Origin of the sequence: Streptomyces sp. NPDC050085 (assembly GCF_044460595.1) — a bacterium.
GTDB lineage: Bacteria > Actinomycetota > Actinomycetes > Streptomycetales > Streptomycetaceae > Streptomyces.
In genome coordinates this window covers 115,629-130,676 of record NZ_JBITJZ010000001.1, presented here as the reverse complement: position 1 = coordinate 130,676, position 15,048 = coordinate 115,629, and the positions used below count along the sequence as shown (strand labels likewise).

Below are 15,048 nucleotides of genomic sequence, written 5' to 3'. Positions count from 1 at the left end.
CATGGGGTCGGGTCAGCTGGTAGCGGTTTTCGGCGCGTACGGTCACACGGGGCGGTTCGTGGTCGCAGAGCTGGCCGCGCGCGGGTTCGTCCCGGTGCCGTCGGGGCGCAACGCGCAGGCTCTGGCGGAACTGGCCGGCGAGCACGGGCTGGAGGCCCGGGTGGCATCGGTCGGGGACCCGGCTTCGCTGGACCGGGCTCTGGCGGGAACGGCGGCGGTCATCAACTGCGCCGGCCCCTTCGCCTCGACCACCGGCCCTGTCATCGAGGCCGCGCTGCGCGCGGGGATCCCGTACCTGGACGTGGCCGCCGAACTGGAGGCAAATCTCGACACCTTCGCCCACTACCGCGAGCGGGCCCGCGACGCGGGAGCGGTGATCGTCCCGGCCATGGCCTTCTTCGGCGGTCTCGGCGACCTGCTGGCCACCGCGGCGATGGGCGACTGGACCGAAGCCGACGAGGCGCACATCGCCTACGCGCTGAGCAGTTGGCACCCCACCGCCGGCACCCGGCTCTCGGGCGCGGTCTCCCGTGAGCGGCGCGGCGACCACCGCCTGCGCTACAGCGGCGGACAGTGGGAGCGCCGCATCGACCAGGCGCCCACCCTGGAGTGGACCTTCCCGGACCCGATGGGACCCCGGCAGGTGATCGGGGAGTTCACGATGGCGGACGTCGTCACCGTCCCCCAGCACCTGTCCATTCCCGATGTGACCACCTACATGACCACCGAGGCCGTCCGCGACATCGCCGCCCCCGACACACCGGCCCCGACCGCCGCCGACCAGAGCGGGCGCTCGGACCAGACCTTCCTCATCGATGTCGTCGTGCGCTCGGGCGGAGCCGAACGCCGGGCCACGGCCGGCGGCCAGGACATCTACGCGGTCACCGCGCCCCTGGTCGCCGAGGCCCTCGAGCGCGTCCTGGCCGGCCGCACCAAGACCACCGGCGTCGCCTCCGCCGGGGAGATCTTCGACGCCCCGGACTTCCTGCACGCGCTCGCCCCGCACATCACCCTCGACCTGCACCCGCAGAAGCAGATCGCCTGACCCCGCCCCAGGACCCACTGCCCCGCACGTCGAACCGAGGGATTGTCAACGCGATGACCGCCCTGCCCACCCGTGCCGCCCTGACCTTCGACGGTCGCACCCTGTCCTACCTGGACCACGGCGGCAACGGCCGCCCCCTCGTAGCGCTGCACGGCCACCTCTCCGAAGGCGCGTCCTTCGCCGCCCTGGCCTCCGCCCTCGGCCCCGAGTGGCGCGTGATCGCCCCTGACCAGCGCGGCCACGGCGACTCCCAGCGTGCCCACGAGTACACCCGCGCCGGCTACCTCGCCGATCTCCTCGCCCTCCTCGACCACCTCGGCATCGACCGGGCGGTCTTCCTCGGCCACTCCCTCGGAGCGGTCAACGCCTGCCACCTGGCCGCCGAACGCCCCGAACTGGTCGAGGCCCTGATCAATATCGACACCGCCGTCGACCTCCCCGACCACGGAACCAGCCCCCTCGCCTTCGTGCTCGACTTCCCCTACACCGCTGCCACCCGCGAGGAACTGGCCGCCGCCTGCGGACCCCTCGCCGCCGCTCTCGGCCCCGTGCTGCGCCCGCTGCCCGGCGGCGCCGGCTGGCGGCTGCCCTTCCACCCGCAGGACACCGTCGACTCCGAGAACCTCGTCCACGGTGACCACTGGAAGCAGTGGCTCGCCACCGACTGCCCCGCGCTCCTCGTCCATGGGCTGCGCAGCCAGGTCCTGCCCGCCGAACAGGCCCGTGCCATGTGCTCCAGGCGCCCCGGCACGGTCTACCGCCCGCTGGACACCGACCACTTCGTCGCACAGGCCGACCCCGAGGGCCTGGCCACCGCGGTCCGGGACTTCCTCGGGGGCATCTGATGAACCACCGCGATGACCGGTCTGCCGCAGCCATGACCTCGAAGGCGATGGCCCGGCCAGTGGCACCCGGCAAGGAGGGCGCCCCCCCACAGCCGCTCCACTTCGTCGACCACGGTCCGGTGAGCGGCCCCGCCATCGTCTTCGTCAACGGCTCCTACTTCGGCACCGAGATGGGGGAGTGCCAGATGCTGCCGCTGGCAACCGAGGGGTTCCGGTACGTGGCGTTCGACCGCAGGGGACACGGCAGGTCCGAGGACGTCTGGGGCGGCTTCGACCTCGACATGCTGGCTGGCGACCTGGGTGCCCTGCTCGACCACTTGGACCTGCGCGACGTCACGCTTGTCGGGCACTCCTTCGGTACCGCCGAGGCCGTCCGCCACCTGACCCTCAGCGGTGAGCGGGTGGCCCGGGTCGTTTCCAACAGCGGAGTGGCGCCGGGGCCGGCCCGGTCTTCGGATCACGCCGAGGGACTTGATCCAGAGCTCCTTCGCGCGTTCAACGAGACCTTCCGGCAGGACCGGGCGAAGTTCTTCGCCGACGGGGCGGATGCCTTCTTCGCCCGCCATCTTCCGGGCCCCTCGGCGCCGGACGCGTACGTGGCGCACATGGTGGGCCTCTGCCGTGGGGCGACGGCACGGGCCGGGACCGCCCTCAACGACCTTCTGCCCTCACTGAACCTCGTACCGGAACTGGCGAAGATCGACCGTCCGGTCCTCGTCACGCATGCTTCCGCCCCGCTCCACCTCAGCGGCCGCCGCGCAGCCGCCCTGATCCCGGGTGCGGCACTGCACGTGTATGAGAACGCCGGCCACGGACTGTTCGCGACCCACGCGGACCGCCTCAACGAGGACCTGCGCACCTTCGCCCGTACCTGAACAGAACTGCTGGCATCGCCCACGCGGCGGCCGGAACCCGTCTGGCTGTAAGGCGCATTCCACTGACGAGTTTTGCCATGCTCAGCGACGGAACTTCGTAGTCAGGCGCGAACAGCTCAGGAAGCACCGTGTCGAGCGTTCCGGCGATCCGCTGGAGCGGCGCCCGGACCGCCGGATCGTCGGCTCGCCCTCGAACGAACGAACCCAGCGGTCTTGGACCTTGGCCAAGCAGGATCGGTTCCGAGGCCGGGGCACAGGTCTCCGAGGGCGGAAGCCGATGGACGCCATTCTCCCGGCCTCCCTGTTCGCAGGTTCACGAAGGGCGTCCCGTTCCTCCGGTCGTGGGCTTCTGAAGACGCAGGAGCAGGACAGTGGCTCAGGCGGCGAACGGGGACGGGGGCTTGGGGATGCCCGCGAGGCCACCGTCCGGGACGGAGACGCCGCCGTCGAGGACCAGAGCATGGCCCGTCATGAACGCCGCGGCAGGCGAGGAAAGGTACAGCACGGCGCTGGCGACCTCGTGCGGCTCGCCCCAACGCCCCATCGGGACATGGGCCATCAGCCAGTCGGACAGCGCATCGGTTCCGGAGGCAAAGGTGGTCAGGTCCGTGCGGATCCAGCCCGGGCAGATCGCGTTGACGCGGATACCGTCACGTGCCCAGTGCACGGCCAGGCTGCGGGCCAGTGAGATCTGGGCCGCCTTCGAGGCCCCGTACGCCTCGATGCGCGAAGCCCCCACGAGGGCCGCGGCCGAGGACATCAGGACCACGGCGGCGCGGGAGGACCGGGCCAGGTGGGGGTAGGCGCTGCGGCACACCGCGGCGGTGGCATTGAGGTTCACGGACAGGACCGCGTCCCAGTCCTCCTGGGCGGAGTCCTCCAGCGGGACGACGCGGGTCGCGCCGTCGGCGCCGGACGGCAGCATCCCCGCGTTGTGCACCACGATGTCCAGTCCGCCCAGTTGCCCGGCGGCCTCGTCGACGACGCGCGCCGCGGCTCCCGGTTCCGAGAGTTCGCCGGAGGTCAGGACGCAGGTGCGGCCGAGGCCCGTGACGAGGGACGCGGTCTCCTTGAGCGCGTCCGTTGTCCGCGCGGACAACGCGAGATCGGCTCCCGCCTCGGCGAGTGCCAGGGACACGGCGCGGCCGATGCCGCGTGACGCACCGGTGACCAGTGCTTTCGCTCCGTCGATGCGAAAGGCGTCGAATACGGACATCACACACTCCTGTGGTGGGGCGGAACGAGCCTCGGCCCGCGGCCGGTGCGGAAGGCGGATCGCATGATCCGGGCGGTGACCGGCCGCTTTCCCAGTGAGCCCTGCCTCGCCCGGCTGCGGCAACCGGTCCGGAGCAGGCGCCTGTTGAACTCTGTTGAACGGCATCCCGCGGGCGGTGCGGGAGGTTCCCGCCCCAGCAGCCCGCGCGCCGCGGCCCGCCACTGAGCCATGGCCCGCCCCACCGCGGCCGATCTCAGCGAGGGACCGACTTCGCACAGGTCGCGGCCGTGGCGCAGGGCCTCGTCGACCCGGCCCGCATACAGCAGAGCGCAGGCCAGGCGTGCCTGGATCAGGGCCGTCCCACACTGGTCCTGAGCCGGCCGTAGCCGAAGCGAGCGTTCGAGTGCCGTCACGGCTCCGGGTACGTCGCCCAGGGCGAGGAGGGCCTCTGCCCGCTGGTACTCGAACGAGGTGGCCGAGTAGGTGACGAACGCCTCGCCCGTGGCACCCTGGTGACGGAGGGACACGAGCGCGTCCGACAGGGCCAGTTGCACCCCGGCGCGGTCGCCGACCACCGCTCGGACGACGGCGAGTTGTGCCTGGGTGTAGGCCTGGATTCCGTGCTGCGCGGCGGCTGCCGCGGATACGGCTGCCCGCGCGCTCAAGCCCGCGGCGCGCAGATGCCCCAGTCGTTGGGCCTGGGTGCTCACCATCCGGACCGCGACGGCCCAGGTGGCTGGGTCGTCCGCCGTCACGGACAGTTCCCTGGCGGTGATGTAGCACCGTTGAGCTGGCCCGTGGAGCAGCTGGTCCTCGTACATGCGGCCCAGCAGCAGCACCAGGCGGGCACCCTCCACGTACTCCTCCTGCGTCGCCATGCCGAGTCTGCGCAGCCGGCCGGTCACCACTTCGCTCAGGTAGGTCCGCAGGGTTGCCGGCGCGTGGGCGCCGCCCTGCGTGCCGAGGAGTTCCGCGAAGAACTGCACCGCGGTCGAGGCGGGCTGGACGGGCCTCGCCCCGGGCAGAGCGCGAGCCGCCGTGCCGTGGGGTGGCTGTGGGGTGAGCCAGGAGGAGGGCGGGGCAGGGGGGAGACAGTCCCTGGGGTGGTAGAGCATGGCGTTCAGGGGCACTGCGAACAGGCGGTCCAGTGTCTGGCCCGGCGATGGCTGCGGACCGGGGCGGGCCCGCTGGCGGACGACGCGCACGGGGTCGGTGAAGCCCAGGTCTTCGGGCGTGACGGTTCTGCCGATGCGGCGGCCGAGGGCCTCGCAGACGAGGGGCACGATGGTGGCCGCGGGGCGGCTGCCGCGAAGCCAGTGGGCGACCGTGGTGCGGTCGTAACGGAGTTCCCCGCCTGCTTCGGCGGCGATGAGATTCACGGCACGGGCCAGTGCCTGCTGGGTCCAGCCCGCTTCCGCGAGCAGCGCGCGCAGCGAAGGGTTCGGGGTTTTCGTGAGGGGCATGGCAACCATCCCGGTCAACTTCCGGCGGCGGGTCGGCATGATCCATTCAGCCTGCGTCTTCCCCGACAGCAACAGGGCGCTCTGCGGCAAAGGGGGCGCATATGCCGGTGATACATCGCTGGGGCAGCTGACATGCGCGGTACCGGTGGGGTCGGCGTGTACCGCGTCGCGCTTCCGGGTGTTCAACGCCATTCAACACGCTCTGCCCGGACGAGCGATTCCTCATCCCACGGGTCCGGCCGCCTAATGGTCCCTGTCCCCGGACGGTCGGCCATCGGCCTGTCGTCCGCCTCTCCCGTCAGCAGAGGAGCTGTCCATGGCTGCCAGTGCCCACGATGTCCTGCCCCGCGTCTCGGAGATCGTCGCGGAGATCGCCGAGACTCCGCTGGAAGAGGTCCGCCCCGACCAGTCCCTGCGCGAGGGGTTGGGCCTCGACTCGCTGGGGCTGGTCGAGTTGCTCACCGCCCTCCACGACCGCCTGGGGGTGCTCGTTCCCGACGACCAGGCCGAGGTGCTGCTCACCGTGGACGATGTCGTCGCCCGTGTGTGCGGCGAACTCTGAGTCATCCGGATCCGGCTGCTGGAAGGGGATTTGGCATGGACTCGGAACCACCGCTTGTCGTCGTCACCGGAGTGGGCGCCCTCACCCCGCTCGGAGCAGATGCCCCATCAATGTGGCGTGCCCTGCTCGCCGGGACCTCCGGAATCCGTGCCCTGTCCGAACCGTGGGCCCAGGAGCTCCCTGTCCGCATCGCCGCACCCGTTGCGGCCGAACCCGTGGCGGCTCCGGGGGAGCGGGGCTTCGCACGACTCGACCGCTCAGCCCAACTGGCCATGGTGGCGGCCCGGGAGGCGTGGGCGGACGCGGGCCTCGGGGGCGGCGGCGACCGGGCAGGTTGCCCCATGCGCCCCGAGGACGTCGCGGTCGTCGTCGGTACGGGGCACGGCCCGCAGGACACGATCCTGTCCACTTATGAGCGTCTGAAGAGCCATGGAGCGGAGCTGGTCTCCGCCTATGCGATGCCGATGTACCTGGTGAACACGGCTGCCGCGCAGGTGGGTATCGCGGTCGGTGCGCGGGCAGGCGTCCACACGGTGTCGAGCGCGTGTGCGAGCGGGGCGGAGGCCGTTGCCTTCGGGCTGGATCTGATCCGGACCGGCCGGGCCAGGGTGGTGGTGGCGGGCGGAACCGACGCGACCGTCACTCCCTTGACGATCGCCGCGTTCTGCGCGATGCGCGCCCTCTCGCGGCACAGCGGGGACCCGGCCGCCGCGTCGCGCCCCTTCGACCGGGCCCGGGACGGCTTCGTCGTGGGGGAGGGCGCCGGGATGGTGGTGCTGGAGGACGCCTCCCTGGCACGGAGCCGGGGAGCGAAGGCGTACTGCGAGGTCGCCGGAGGCGGCGTGACCTCGGACGGCCATCACATCGCGCAGCCCTTCGCGGACGGGAGAGGGCTGGCCGCCGCCATGGGCCTGGCGTTGCGTCAGGCCGGGGAGCCCGTTGAGCGGGTGGGGCTGGTGAACGCCCACGCGACGTCGACCCCGATGGGCGACGCCGCCGAGGCGCGGGCCTTGCACACCGTCCTGGGCGAGCGGCTGCCGGAGGTACCGGTGTGCGCTCCCAAGTCCGGCATGGGGCACCTCCAAGGGGCCGCAGGCGCGGTGGAGACCGTGATCACCGCCCAGTCCCTGTGCCACAGGACCGTCCCACCCACGCTCAACTCCTACGACACGGACGAGCACATGGGACTGGAACTGGTGCGGGACAAACCCCGGCCGTTGCCGGACGGCCCGGTGGTCGCGCTCAACAACTCCCTGGGCTTCGGCGGGCACAACGTTGCCGTCGTGCTGCGCACCCTTCCCTCCTCCGCCCCCGGCCGGCCGGCGTGAACGGCGGCGGTACGACATGCGCCGTCCTCCTTCCCGGCATCGGCTCGTACGTGCCCGGTGCACTCGCGCAGGTGGGCGACCACCCGGCGGTCCGGTCAACGCTGTCCGAGGTCGACGAGGCGGTCGCAGCCGCCTACCCCGGGCCGCTGCCCTCGTCGCTGCTCCTGGGGGCCTCGGAGGAGCGGACCTCCGGTGCGTCGGGCTCCGTCGAAGTCGCACTGCACCTCGCCGTCTACACACAGGCGCTCGCCCTCTTCCGCCTTCTCCTGGCGACCGAGGACATGCGCCCCGCAACCGTCCTCGGGCACAGTCTCGGTGACATCGCCGCGCTCGCAGCCGTCGGCACCGTCACGGCGGGGGACGGCGCCAAGCTGCTCCTGGCAGCCGAGGCCGCACGCCGTCGCCACCGCGTACCCCCCGGCGGGTTGCTGGCCCTGCGGCTCTCGGCGTCCGACACCGCACGGCTGCTGCGGGAGCAGAGCCTTCCCGGTCTCCGTCTGGCCTGCGACAATGCGCCGCGCCAGAGCGTGGTCTGTGGCCCGGCCGAGCAGCTCGATGCACTGAGCGCCGCCGCGCGGGGCCGCTCGGTCAAGACGGTGCGTGTCGCCACACGCACGCTGTTCCACAGCCCGGTGCTGCGCGCGGTCGCGGACGACGTGAGGGATGTCGCTGCACGTCTTCCCTTCGCCACGCCCCGGTTCCCGGTGCGCTCGGCGGCACCCGTCCCACCGCCCCGTCACCCTGCCGCACTGCGGGACGCCGTCACCCACCATCTGACCCGGCCCGTGTGCTTCCGGCAGACCACGAGTGTCCTCGCCCTGGCCGGCACGACGGTCGTCATCGAGGCGGCGCCGCGTTTGCTGCTCACTCCGCTGATGAAGGCAGTGGCGCCCGCTTTCACCGTACGCACGGTGCTGTCGCAGCCACCGGTGCCGTCCGACGCCCGTGGCACGAACGGCACCATCCCACGGGAAGGGGCCGGAACCCGTGCTGACCCGAATTGAGTCCCTGGCGGCGTTCGTGCCCGAGACCGTGGTCACCAGCGAACGGCTGATCGCTGAACTGGACTGTCCTGTACGGGTGGATCTCGCTGCCCTGACCGGTATCCGCGAGCGGAGGGTCCGTCGTGCTCCACCGGACGGCGCGGACGACTCGTACCTCTTCGCCTTGCGAGCGGCCCGTGACTGCCTCAGCCGTTCGCGCTACCGCCCCCGCGATCTGGACGTCGTCATCTCCGCGTCGATCACGCGGCTGCACGAAGGGCCGCGCATGCGCTGGGAACCGTCGTTCGCCGCGCTGCTGTGCAGGGAGACCGGGGCGGCGTCGGCCCTCCACTTCGACCTCTCCAACGCCTGCGCGGGCATGTTCAGCGGGGTGCTCGTACTCGACCGGATGATCAAGGCGGGAACCGTGCGCAACGGCATGGTGGTGAGCGGCGAGTGCGTCACCACCATCACGGACACCGCTCTTCGGGAGATCACCGGACTGCGGGACAAACGGCTGGCCTCCCTCACCGTCGGGGACTCCGCCAGCGCCGTCATCATGGACGCCGCCACCGACGACGCCCCGGATCGTGTGCACTACGTCGAGCAGATGACCAGCGGGAGTTTCGCCAGGCTCTGCCTGGCCGGCCCGAGCGGCCCGCACACCGGCATGTCGATGTTCACCGACAGCCGGGCGCTGCACGACACATCGGTCATGGAGCAGTGGCCCGCCCTGTACCGGGCGTTCCTCGCCCGGACCGGGCGGCCCTTCACGCCGGGAGACTTCGACCATCTGATCGCGCACCAGGTGAGCCGGAGCTTCATCGACAGGGTGAAGGAGGCCGGTGAGAAGGGAGTCGGTCCCATGCCGCCCATGCTCTCCAGCCTGGAGCGCTACGGGAACACCGCATCCAACTCGCTCTTCGTCACGCTGCACGATCACCTGGCCTCGCGGAGTGAGGGCCCGTCGACCTACCTCCTCGTCGCCAGCGCTTCCGGCTTCGTCGCCGGATTCATGGCCCTGACGATCTCGCCCCCCGGAGAGCCGACATGAGTGTGGTCATCAAGTCCGCTGCTCTCAGCACGGACGGCGGGACCGGCTCCCTGCCGGACGCCGCCGGGCCGGACGACAGCGGCTCCATCGCGCACTGTGTTCGCGCGGCACGCTCATGCCTGGCGCAGGCAGACGTGGCGCCGCAGCGGATCGGCCTGCTCATCCACGCGGGCGTCTACCGCGACGGCAACCTCATGGAGCCTGCCATGGCCGCGTTGGTCCAGCACCAGCTCGGTATCAACCCGAACTTCGCCTGCGACACCACTCATCCCGCCCCTACCGTCTCCTTCGACGTGGCCAACGGCGCCTGCGGGATGCTCGACGCCATCGCCGTGGCCCAGGCGTTCCTGGCGGTCGACCCGATCGCCTACGCATTGGTCGTGACCGCGGACGCCCACCCGGGGCCCGGATCACCCCCACCCGACTTCCCCCACGACGCCTGCGGCGGTGCCCTTCTCCTGACCGGGGGCGACCGGACCGGGGTCGGGTTCGGGCCCGTACGCACGGCGCTCACCACCACCGGCGGCTGGGCCGTCGAGGGCTACTGCGACCTGTCCGCCCCGGACGCGCCAGGGGCCGTGACCGTCCGCACGGCCCCGGACGCCGTGGACCGCATCGCCCGGTGCGCGGCCTCGCTCGCGCTGCGGACGCTGGAGGAGGCCGGGCTCGGCACCGAGTCGGTCCGGCTCATCTCCTCCAGCAGCCCGCCGGGCCTCGACGCGGAGGTCGCACGCCGACTCGGGCTCCCCCCGGACTCACTCGTCTCCTGCGGGCTCCCGGACATCCGCGCCCACACGGCGGCACCCGTCCTGGGCTACCTCAACGCCCGCAGGCCCACCCCGGATTCACCCCCTGCCTCGTCCCCGGAAGGCCCCCTCCTCTTCCTCACAGCCGGCGCGGGCCCCAGCGCGGCCTGCACCCTCTACTTCCCGGAGCCACCCGTATGAGTGCACTCCCGCCCCCTGCACGCCTCGACCGCAGCGTTCTGGACATCAGCACCGGAGCGACCCGCCCCGAACTGATCGCGGCACTCGACCGCTGCCTGGACGAACCGCCCTTCACCGCTCCCCGGCCGGACACGCACGCGGGGCAGGCCCGTCAGGCGTACCGCGAGTTGCGCGCCGTCAACGCGGTTGTCGGCGGTGGCCGCACACTGCTGAACGACCCCCTCTCGCTCACCGCGCTCGTGGAGTGGTGCGCGGTGCGCGGCCCGTCGCTCGCACTGGCCGGCCTCATCCACTACGCCATCGCCCTGCCCACGGTGCTCGCCCTGCACCGCCCGGGTCCGGCCATCGACAAGGCCCTCGACGAACTCGACCGGGGCACCCACATCGGCGGCATCCTGCTGACCGAGGCCGGGCGCAGCAACAGCCACCTGGGAGTCGACACCGAGGCCCACTACGATCCGGACCGGCACGGCTTCATTCTGCGCACCCCGCATCCCGGAGCGGTCAAGCTCCTGGCCGGCGCGGCCCTGACGGACAACCCGCGCCACGACGTGGTCTTCGCTCAACTCGTCGTCGACGGAACCCCGTTCGGCACCCACGTCTTTCTCCTCCCCTTCCAGGGACCCGACGGGCTTGCGCCGCCCGGACTGCGGTTCGGCGAGCGGGTCGAGATGCCCGGCGCGCCCCTGGACTACGCCGCCGTCCGCCTCGACGGTGTACACATCCCGTACGAGTACTGGCTGCGCGACTCGGCGGAGATCGTGGACGGCGCGGTGTGCGACCCGGTGCCGAACACCGACCAGAGGCTGCTGCGCTCGCTCGTCACCTTCGCGCCCGCCGCCGCGACGATGGCGGCGGCGGTGTCCACGGCCGCCCGCGGCGCGGTCTACGGAGCCCTGAGCTTCTGCGCGGACCGCCCCAGCCGTGAGCGCAACGGACCGGTGCGCTCCCTGATGGACCACCGCACCCAACAGGAAGCCCTGTACGGGGGCATGGCCCGCGCCTACGCCCTCACGGCCTGGGCCGGTGAGGTCATCGGCGACTACGCGGCCCGGGGCGGCCCCACAGCCGCACCCGCCCCCGGCGCCGAGGAGCGCATGAACACGGCGCCCTGGGCGGCCGTCAACCGCTCGCTGGCGCTGCTCAAGGCGCGTTCCACGGCGGTCGCGGAGCAGGTCACCGGTGAGGCGCGGCGACGCTGCGGAGGCCAGGGCAATGTCTCGTCGTTCCGCCTGACGGACATGGAGGGCCTGGCTCAGGTGTCCAACTCCGCAGCCGGGGACAACCTTCTGATGACCGCGGACGCCGCCCGCAGCCTGCTGTGCGGTGTCGAGTACTCCCCGCCCGTGCCGCCACCGCCGGGCACGGCACCGGACCCTCTCACGGCGGACGGCCCTGTGGCGTTGGCGCGGGCCCGGGAGGCCGGTCTCCACCGCGAGCACGCCGATCGCGTCGCGGAAGGGACCACATCCGGTCAGGAGGGATTCCGGCTCTGGAACGAGCTGCTCCCCGACGCCCTGACGTTCGCGGAGGCGCACACGACCCGGTTGATGTGTGAGGCCCTGGACGCCCTGGTCCGGCGGACGCCCGCGCAGAGTGACCGGGAGGCGCTGGAAGCGGTACGGGATTTGTACGGCCTGCTCACTGTGCGGGATGCGGCCGCCTGGCACCTGGAGAACGGCACGCTGACGGCCGCACAGACACGAGCGCTGCGGACAGAGGTTCCCGCCCGCCTGGACCGCGTCCGCGCGTTCATCGGTCCCTTGACAGCAGGACTGGGTCTCACCGCCCACCGCTGGCAGGCCCGCACCACGTCGCGGGGGCTGGCGGACAACTTCGACGACACCGGAGGCCCGACGACATCCTGTGTCTCGTGACCGCACCCCAGGCGGACAGCGGATTGGGCCGGCTGCAGGCGGCGGCGCAGAGTGATGGAGCTGTGGGGTCTGCGCCGTTGCCGATGCTTCTTGACATCGGTGCGATCCAGTCCGCCTTGGGCGCAGTCCGTTGCGGCACGGGGCCAACCGGCGGTTGGGACGGCGTCACCGAGATCGTCACTGCCGTACTCGCAAGGGCAGCGGCGGGCCTGCGCCTGATCGACGTGATGATCTCCTGTCCAACGTTGATCCTCGTGCTCGGCATGGAGCGGTGCGCATCGTGAAGTCGCAGATCACAGGTCTGGTGTGAAGGGCGAGTTGGACACTCGTGCCGGTCGGCGGCCAATGACCATCGAGTAGATCATCGGGCGGGTCCGGGTCCGGGTCCGGGTCCGGGTCCGGCGGGATGCCGGGTTCGGCCTCGCCCACGACCGGCCCCCGCCTACGATCCGTCAGCAGGTCGACACGCCGTGAGAACGCGGGAGGGTACTCGTGATCGCCCTCACCGACGACCGGGGCCTGCTGTTGTGGATCTCGGCGGCCCGCCCCGGGCGCAGCTCGGAGATCACCGTGTGCCGGCACGACACGCTCACCCAGAAACTGCGGGAAGTCGGGCTCGGGGCCATCGCCGACCTGGGATTCGTCGGCCTCGACGGCGGCGGCCCCGACGCCGACCCGACGGTGATCACCGGCTGCACGGCCGCCCGGAACCGGCCCCTGACGCGAGGCCGGAAGCTGTCCGATACGGCACTGGCGGCCGTCCGGGCGCCCGTCGAGCACGGCTTTGCCCACCTCGAGAACTGGCGCGTCCTCGGCAAGGTGCGCACCGCCCCCGCCTGGGTGACAGCCCTGGTCAGGGCCTTGCTGGTCCTCACGAACCGCGAAGTCGCCCGATGGCCGACGATCTTCACCAAAGTCACCTGCCAGCGACCGGCACGAGCATCCTGATGCCCACGCGCACCAGTCCTGTGACCAGCAACTTCAGCTTGCACACCTCCAATTGCAGCTTGTGCAACTTGAAGTTGCTGATCACGGGGTTGGTGCGGATCGTTGATCGCGTACTCGTGCTGGTTACGGGCGGTTGCTCACGCTCAAGATCGTCTGCCCGTGCGCTCAGCGACGGACCCGGTAGCGGATGTGGGTGGCCTGCGGTGTGTCGATCACCTGGACGATCTCCAACTCGATCTCTGACGGCAACACGTCGAACAGTCGATGGCCACGCCCGAGAAGCACCGGTATCTGATGGATCTGCACCTCATCCAGCACCCCGGCCTCGAGCGCCCGCTGCGCCGTGTACGCGCCGCGCACCTGCACGTCTTTGCCTCCGGCTGCGGCTTTGGCCTGTGCCATCGCGCTCTCGATCCCATCGGTCACGTACGTCACCAGTGGATAGCCCCAGCGGGCGGCCGGGCCGGGCGGGCGGTGGCTGGGCACAAAGATGGGGAGACCGCCGTGATCACCACCCCAGTGATCCATGAGCTCGGCAGTCCGCCGTCCCGCGAGCACCGCACCGGCCGCATTCCATTCGTCCTGGAATTGCGCGGCCGGCCCGGACGGCTGGCCGGACTCCCCGTCAGCGTCGGCCCACTTATGCAGCCGCTCGCCGTCGTCGCCGCCGAGAAAATCCTCTGTGTCGGCGACGTACCCGTCGACTGACACCGACATGTCGAGCACTGATCTGGACACTTCGACCTCCTGTGGTCCTCCGCCAGACTGGTTTCACTGCATGTAGACCTGGCATGGCGGCCCTACTCATCGCCCTGACGGACGATCTTCACCACAGGCACCCGCCCGCGACCAGCCGAGGAGACGACCACCCACCGACACCAGCCCTGATGACCAGCCGTTTTCAAGATGCACAATGCTCATTGGGTGCGGTTCCTCCCAAGGGATGCCTGAGCGGTATCGCCGGGTGGGGTGTCCTCGGAGTGGTCCGTCTCTGCTTTGGGGCGGGGGAGGGGTGCTCGATGGGTTCGCTGTCCGAGGAGTTGGAGGTCCGGGAGGCTGCCCGCCCGCGACCAGGTGGAGGAGCTCTAGGCGAACTGCCGTGTAGACGGCCAGGACGCAACCGGGCTGGCATCTCGCGCCGCCGGACGCCAGACGCAAACCCCGTCATCGACGGCCTGTCCTCGCGTGCGCTGTCAGGGATCTACCGTCTTGAGCGCACCCGCAATTATCTGCGGTCTGGCGACGTCAGCGTAGCCATGCGCTAGTGGAAGGACTACGCCCGTCGTCTTGAGCGCGAGCTGTGGCACGACTACGAGTGGGGCAACGTGCACTGGTACTGCTGCGGCAATCCCCTTGAAGCGCGTGCCCTCCTCGACACCGTGACGCAGGCCATGTCACCTCGAACTGCTCGCGAACTCCGTCAGATCATCAGCAGGTTCGACGACGTCTGGAACCATCCGTCACCGCCGTACGACACGGACAGAGGATAAGAGCCAAACCAAGAGGTCGTCTCATCCTGTTGTTTCATCCGGAGATGCGGCTTTGGTGTGCTGGTGTCGGGTCGCGCCAGGAGGTGGTGTTCTCGCCGGTGAGGCGGGGGCCATGAGGTCGGTCATGGCGAGGCGGATCATGGCTTCGGAGCGGGCGGGGAGGTTCTCGTAGTCGCGGGCGAGGCGGCGGTTCAGCATGAGCCAGCCGTAGGTCCGCTCGACCGCCCAGCGTTTGGGGATTGGTGTGAAGTCCCTGCTTCCGGGATGGCGTTGGCAAGATGAACCAGTGGCATAGGACGTGTCCACGCTTCGGGGAAGGGTCCCTATCGGATCGAGGGGACTCCCGGACACGGGCCGTTCCAGCTGTGATCATCCGCCTCTCTGGGCAGTGTCTGTACGTACGTATTCGGAGATC

The 15,048-nt window shown here is 70.9% G+C and carries 14 protein-coding genes and 1 pseudogene; 11 read left to right on the top strand and 4 right to left on the bottom strand.

What is annotated here, in order from left to right; all coding sequences use genetic code 11:
- The first annotated feature begins 1 nt into the window (after nt 1).
- Genes ACIBUY_RS00535 through ACIBUY_RS00525 form a run of 3 tightly spaced genes read left to right on the top strand, consistent with a single transcriptional unit; the run spans nt 2 to nt 2,765 of the window.
- Nucleotides 2-1,045 carry a saccharopine dehydrogenase NADP-binding domain-containing protein gene (locus tag ACIBUY_RS00535; protein WP_365562428.1) on the top strand — a complete coding sequence of 348 codons (1,044 nt, stop codon included), beginning with the start codon at nt 2-4 and terminating at the stop codon, nt 1,043-1,045.
- A 53-nt stretch (nt 1,046-1,098) separates the two neighbouring features.
- Complete coding sequence (locus ACIBUY_RS00530) at nt 1,099-1,890, top strand: alpha/beta hydrolase (protein ID WP_365562430.1); 792 nt, start codon at nt 1,099-1,101, stop codon at nt 1,888-1,890.
- Nucleotides 1,890-2,765: an alpha/beta fold hydrolase gene (locus ACIBUY_RS00525; protein WP_399151264.1), complete on the top strand. Its 876-nt coding sequence runs from the start codon at nt 1,890-1,892 to the stop codon at nt 2,763-2,765. Before ACIBUY_RS00530 ends, ACIBUY_RS00525 begins: the two co-directional genes overlap by 1 nt.
- Nucleotides 2,766-3,141: 376 nt before the next feature.
- Here ACIBUY_RS00525 and ACIBUY_RS00520 read toward each other — a convergent pair whose 3' ends face one another.
- Both ACIBUY_RS00520 and ACIBUY_RS00515 read right to left on the bottom strand, forming a co-directional pair.
- A complete protein-coding gene (locus tag ACIBUY_RS00520) occupies nt 3,142-3,981 on the bottom strand; it encodes an SDR family NAD(P)-dependent oxidoreductase (RefSeq protein ID WP_365562435.1) in 840 nt (279 codons plus the stop codon).
- Nucleotides 3,981-5,444 (bottom strand): hypothetical protein, encoded by a 1,464-nt coding sequence (locus ACIBUY_RS00515; RefSeq protein ID WP_399151263.1) that lies wholly within the window; start codon nt 5,442-5,444, stop codon nt 3,981-3,983. Before ACIBUY_RS00515 ends, ACIBUY_RS00520 begins: the two co-directional genes overlap by 1 nt.
- Nucleotides 5,445-5,760: 316 nt before the next feature.
- Here ACIBUY_RS00515 and ACIBUY_RS00510 point away from each other — a divergent pair, with 316 nt between their 5' ends.
- The 8 genes from ACIBUY_RS00510 (at nt 5,761) to ACIBUY_RS00475 (ending at nt 13,143) form a co-directional block, all read left to right on the top strand.
- Complete coding sequence (locus tag ACIBUY_RS00510) at nt 5,761-6,006, top strand: acyl carrier protein (protein ID WP_365562440.1); 246 nt, start codon at nt 5,761-5,763, stop codon at nt 6,004-6,006.
- 35 nt (nt 6,007-6,041) lie between these two features.
- Nucleotides 6,042-7,334: a beta-ketoacyl-[acyl-carrier-protein] synthase family protein gene (locus tag ACIBUY_RS00505; RefSeq protein WP_365562442.1), complete on the top strand. Its 1,293-nt coding sequence runs from the start codon at nt 6,042-6,044 to the stop codon at nt 7,332-7,334.
- Nucleotides 7,335-7,384: 50 nt separating this feature from the next.
- Nucleotides 7,385-8,338, top strand: coding sequence for an ACP S-malonyltransferase (locus tag ACIBUY_RS00500; RefSeq protein ID WP_399151262.1), 954 nt, complete (start codon nt 7,385-7,387; stop codon nt 8,336-8,338).
- Nucleotides 8,322-9,371 carry a 3-oxoacyl-[acyl-carrier-protein] synthase III C-terminal domain-containing protein gene (locus tag ACIBUY_RS00495; protein WP_365562446.1) on the top strand — a complete coding sequence of 350 codons (1,050 nt, stop codon included), beginning with the start codon at nt 8,322-8,324 and terminating at the stop codon, nt 9,369-9,371. The genes ACIBUY_RS00500 and ACIBUY_RS00495 overlap by 17 nt, the downstream gene beginning before the upstream one ends.
- Nucleotides 9,368-10,318, top strand: coding sequence for a hypothetical protein (locus ACIBUY_RS00490; protein WP_365562448.1), 951 nt, complete (start codon nt 9,368-9,370; stop codon nt 10,316-10,318). The genes ACIBUY_RS00495 and ACIBUY_RS00490 overlap by 4 nt, the downstream gene beginning before the upstream one ends.
- Entirely contained in the window at nt 10,315-12,195 is a 1,881-nt protein-coding gene (locus ACIBUY_RS00485) for an acyl-CoA dehydrogenase (protein WP_399151261.1), read from the top strand. Before ACIBUY_RS00490 ends, ACIBUY_RS00485 begins: the two co-directional genes overlap by 4 nt.
- Complete coding sequence (locus ACIBUY_RS00480; protein WP_399151260.1) at nt 12,192-12,479, top strand: hypothetical protein; 288 nt, start codon at nt 12,192-12,194, stop codon at nt 12,477-12,479. The genes ACIBUY_RS00485 and ACIBUY_RS00480 overlap by 4 nt, the downstream gene beginning before the upstream one ends.
- A 208-nt stretch (nt 12,480-12,687) precedes the next feature.
- Nucleotides 12,688-13,143 carry a transposase family protein gene (locus ACIBUY_RS00475; protein ID WP_399151259.1) on the top strand — a complete coding sequence of 152 codons (456 nt, stop codon included), beginning with the start codon at nt 12,688-12,690 and terminating at the stop codon, nt 13,141-13,143.
- A 165-nt stretch (nt 13,144-13,308) separates the two neighbouring features.
- On the opposite strand, the gene ACIBUY_RS00470 is transcribed toward ACIBUY_RS00475, so the two are convergent.
- Both ACIBUY_RS00470 and ACIBUY_RS00465 read right to left on the bottom strand, forming a co-directional pair.
- A complete protein-coding gene (locus tag ACIBUY_RS00470) occupies nt 13,309-13,881 on the bottom strand; it encodes a dihydrofolate reductase family protein (protein ID WP_365562452.1) in 573 nt (190 codons plus the stop codon).
- 786 nt (nt 13,882-14,667) lie between these two features.
- Nucleotides 14,668-14,903, bottom strand: a pseudogene (locus ACIBUY_RS00465) (transposase); the annotation flags it as partial.
- Nucleotides 14,904-15,048: the final 145 nt, after the last annotated feature.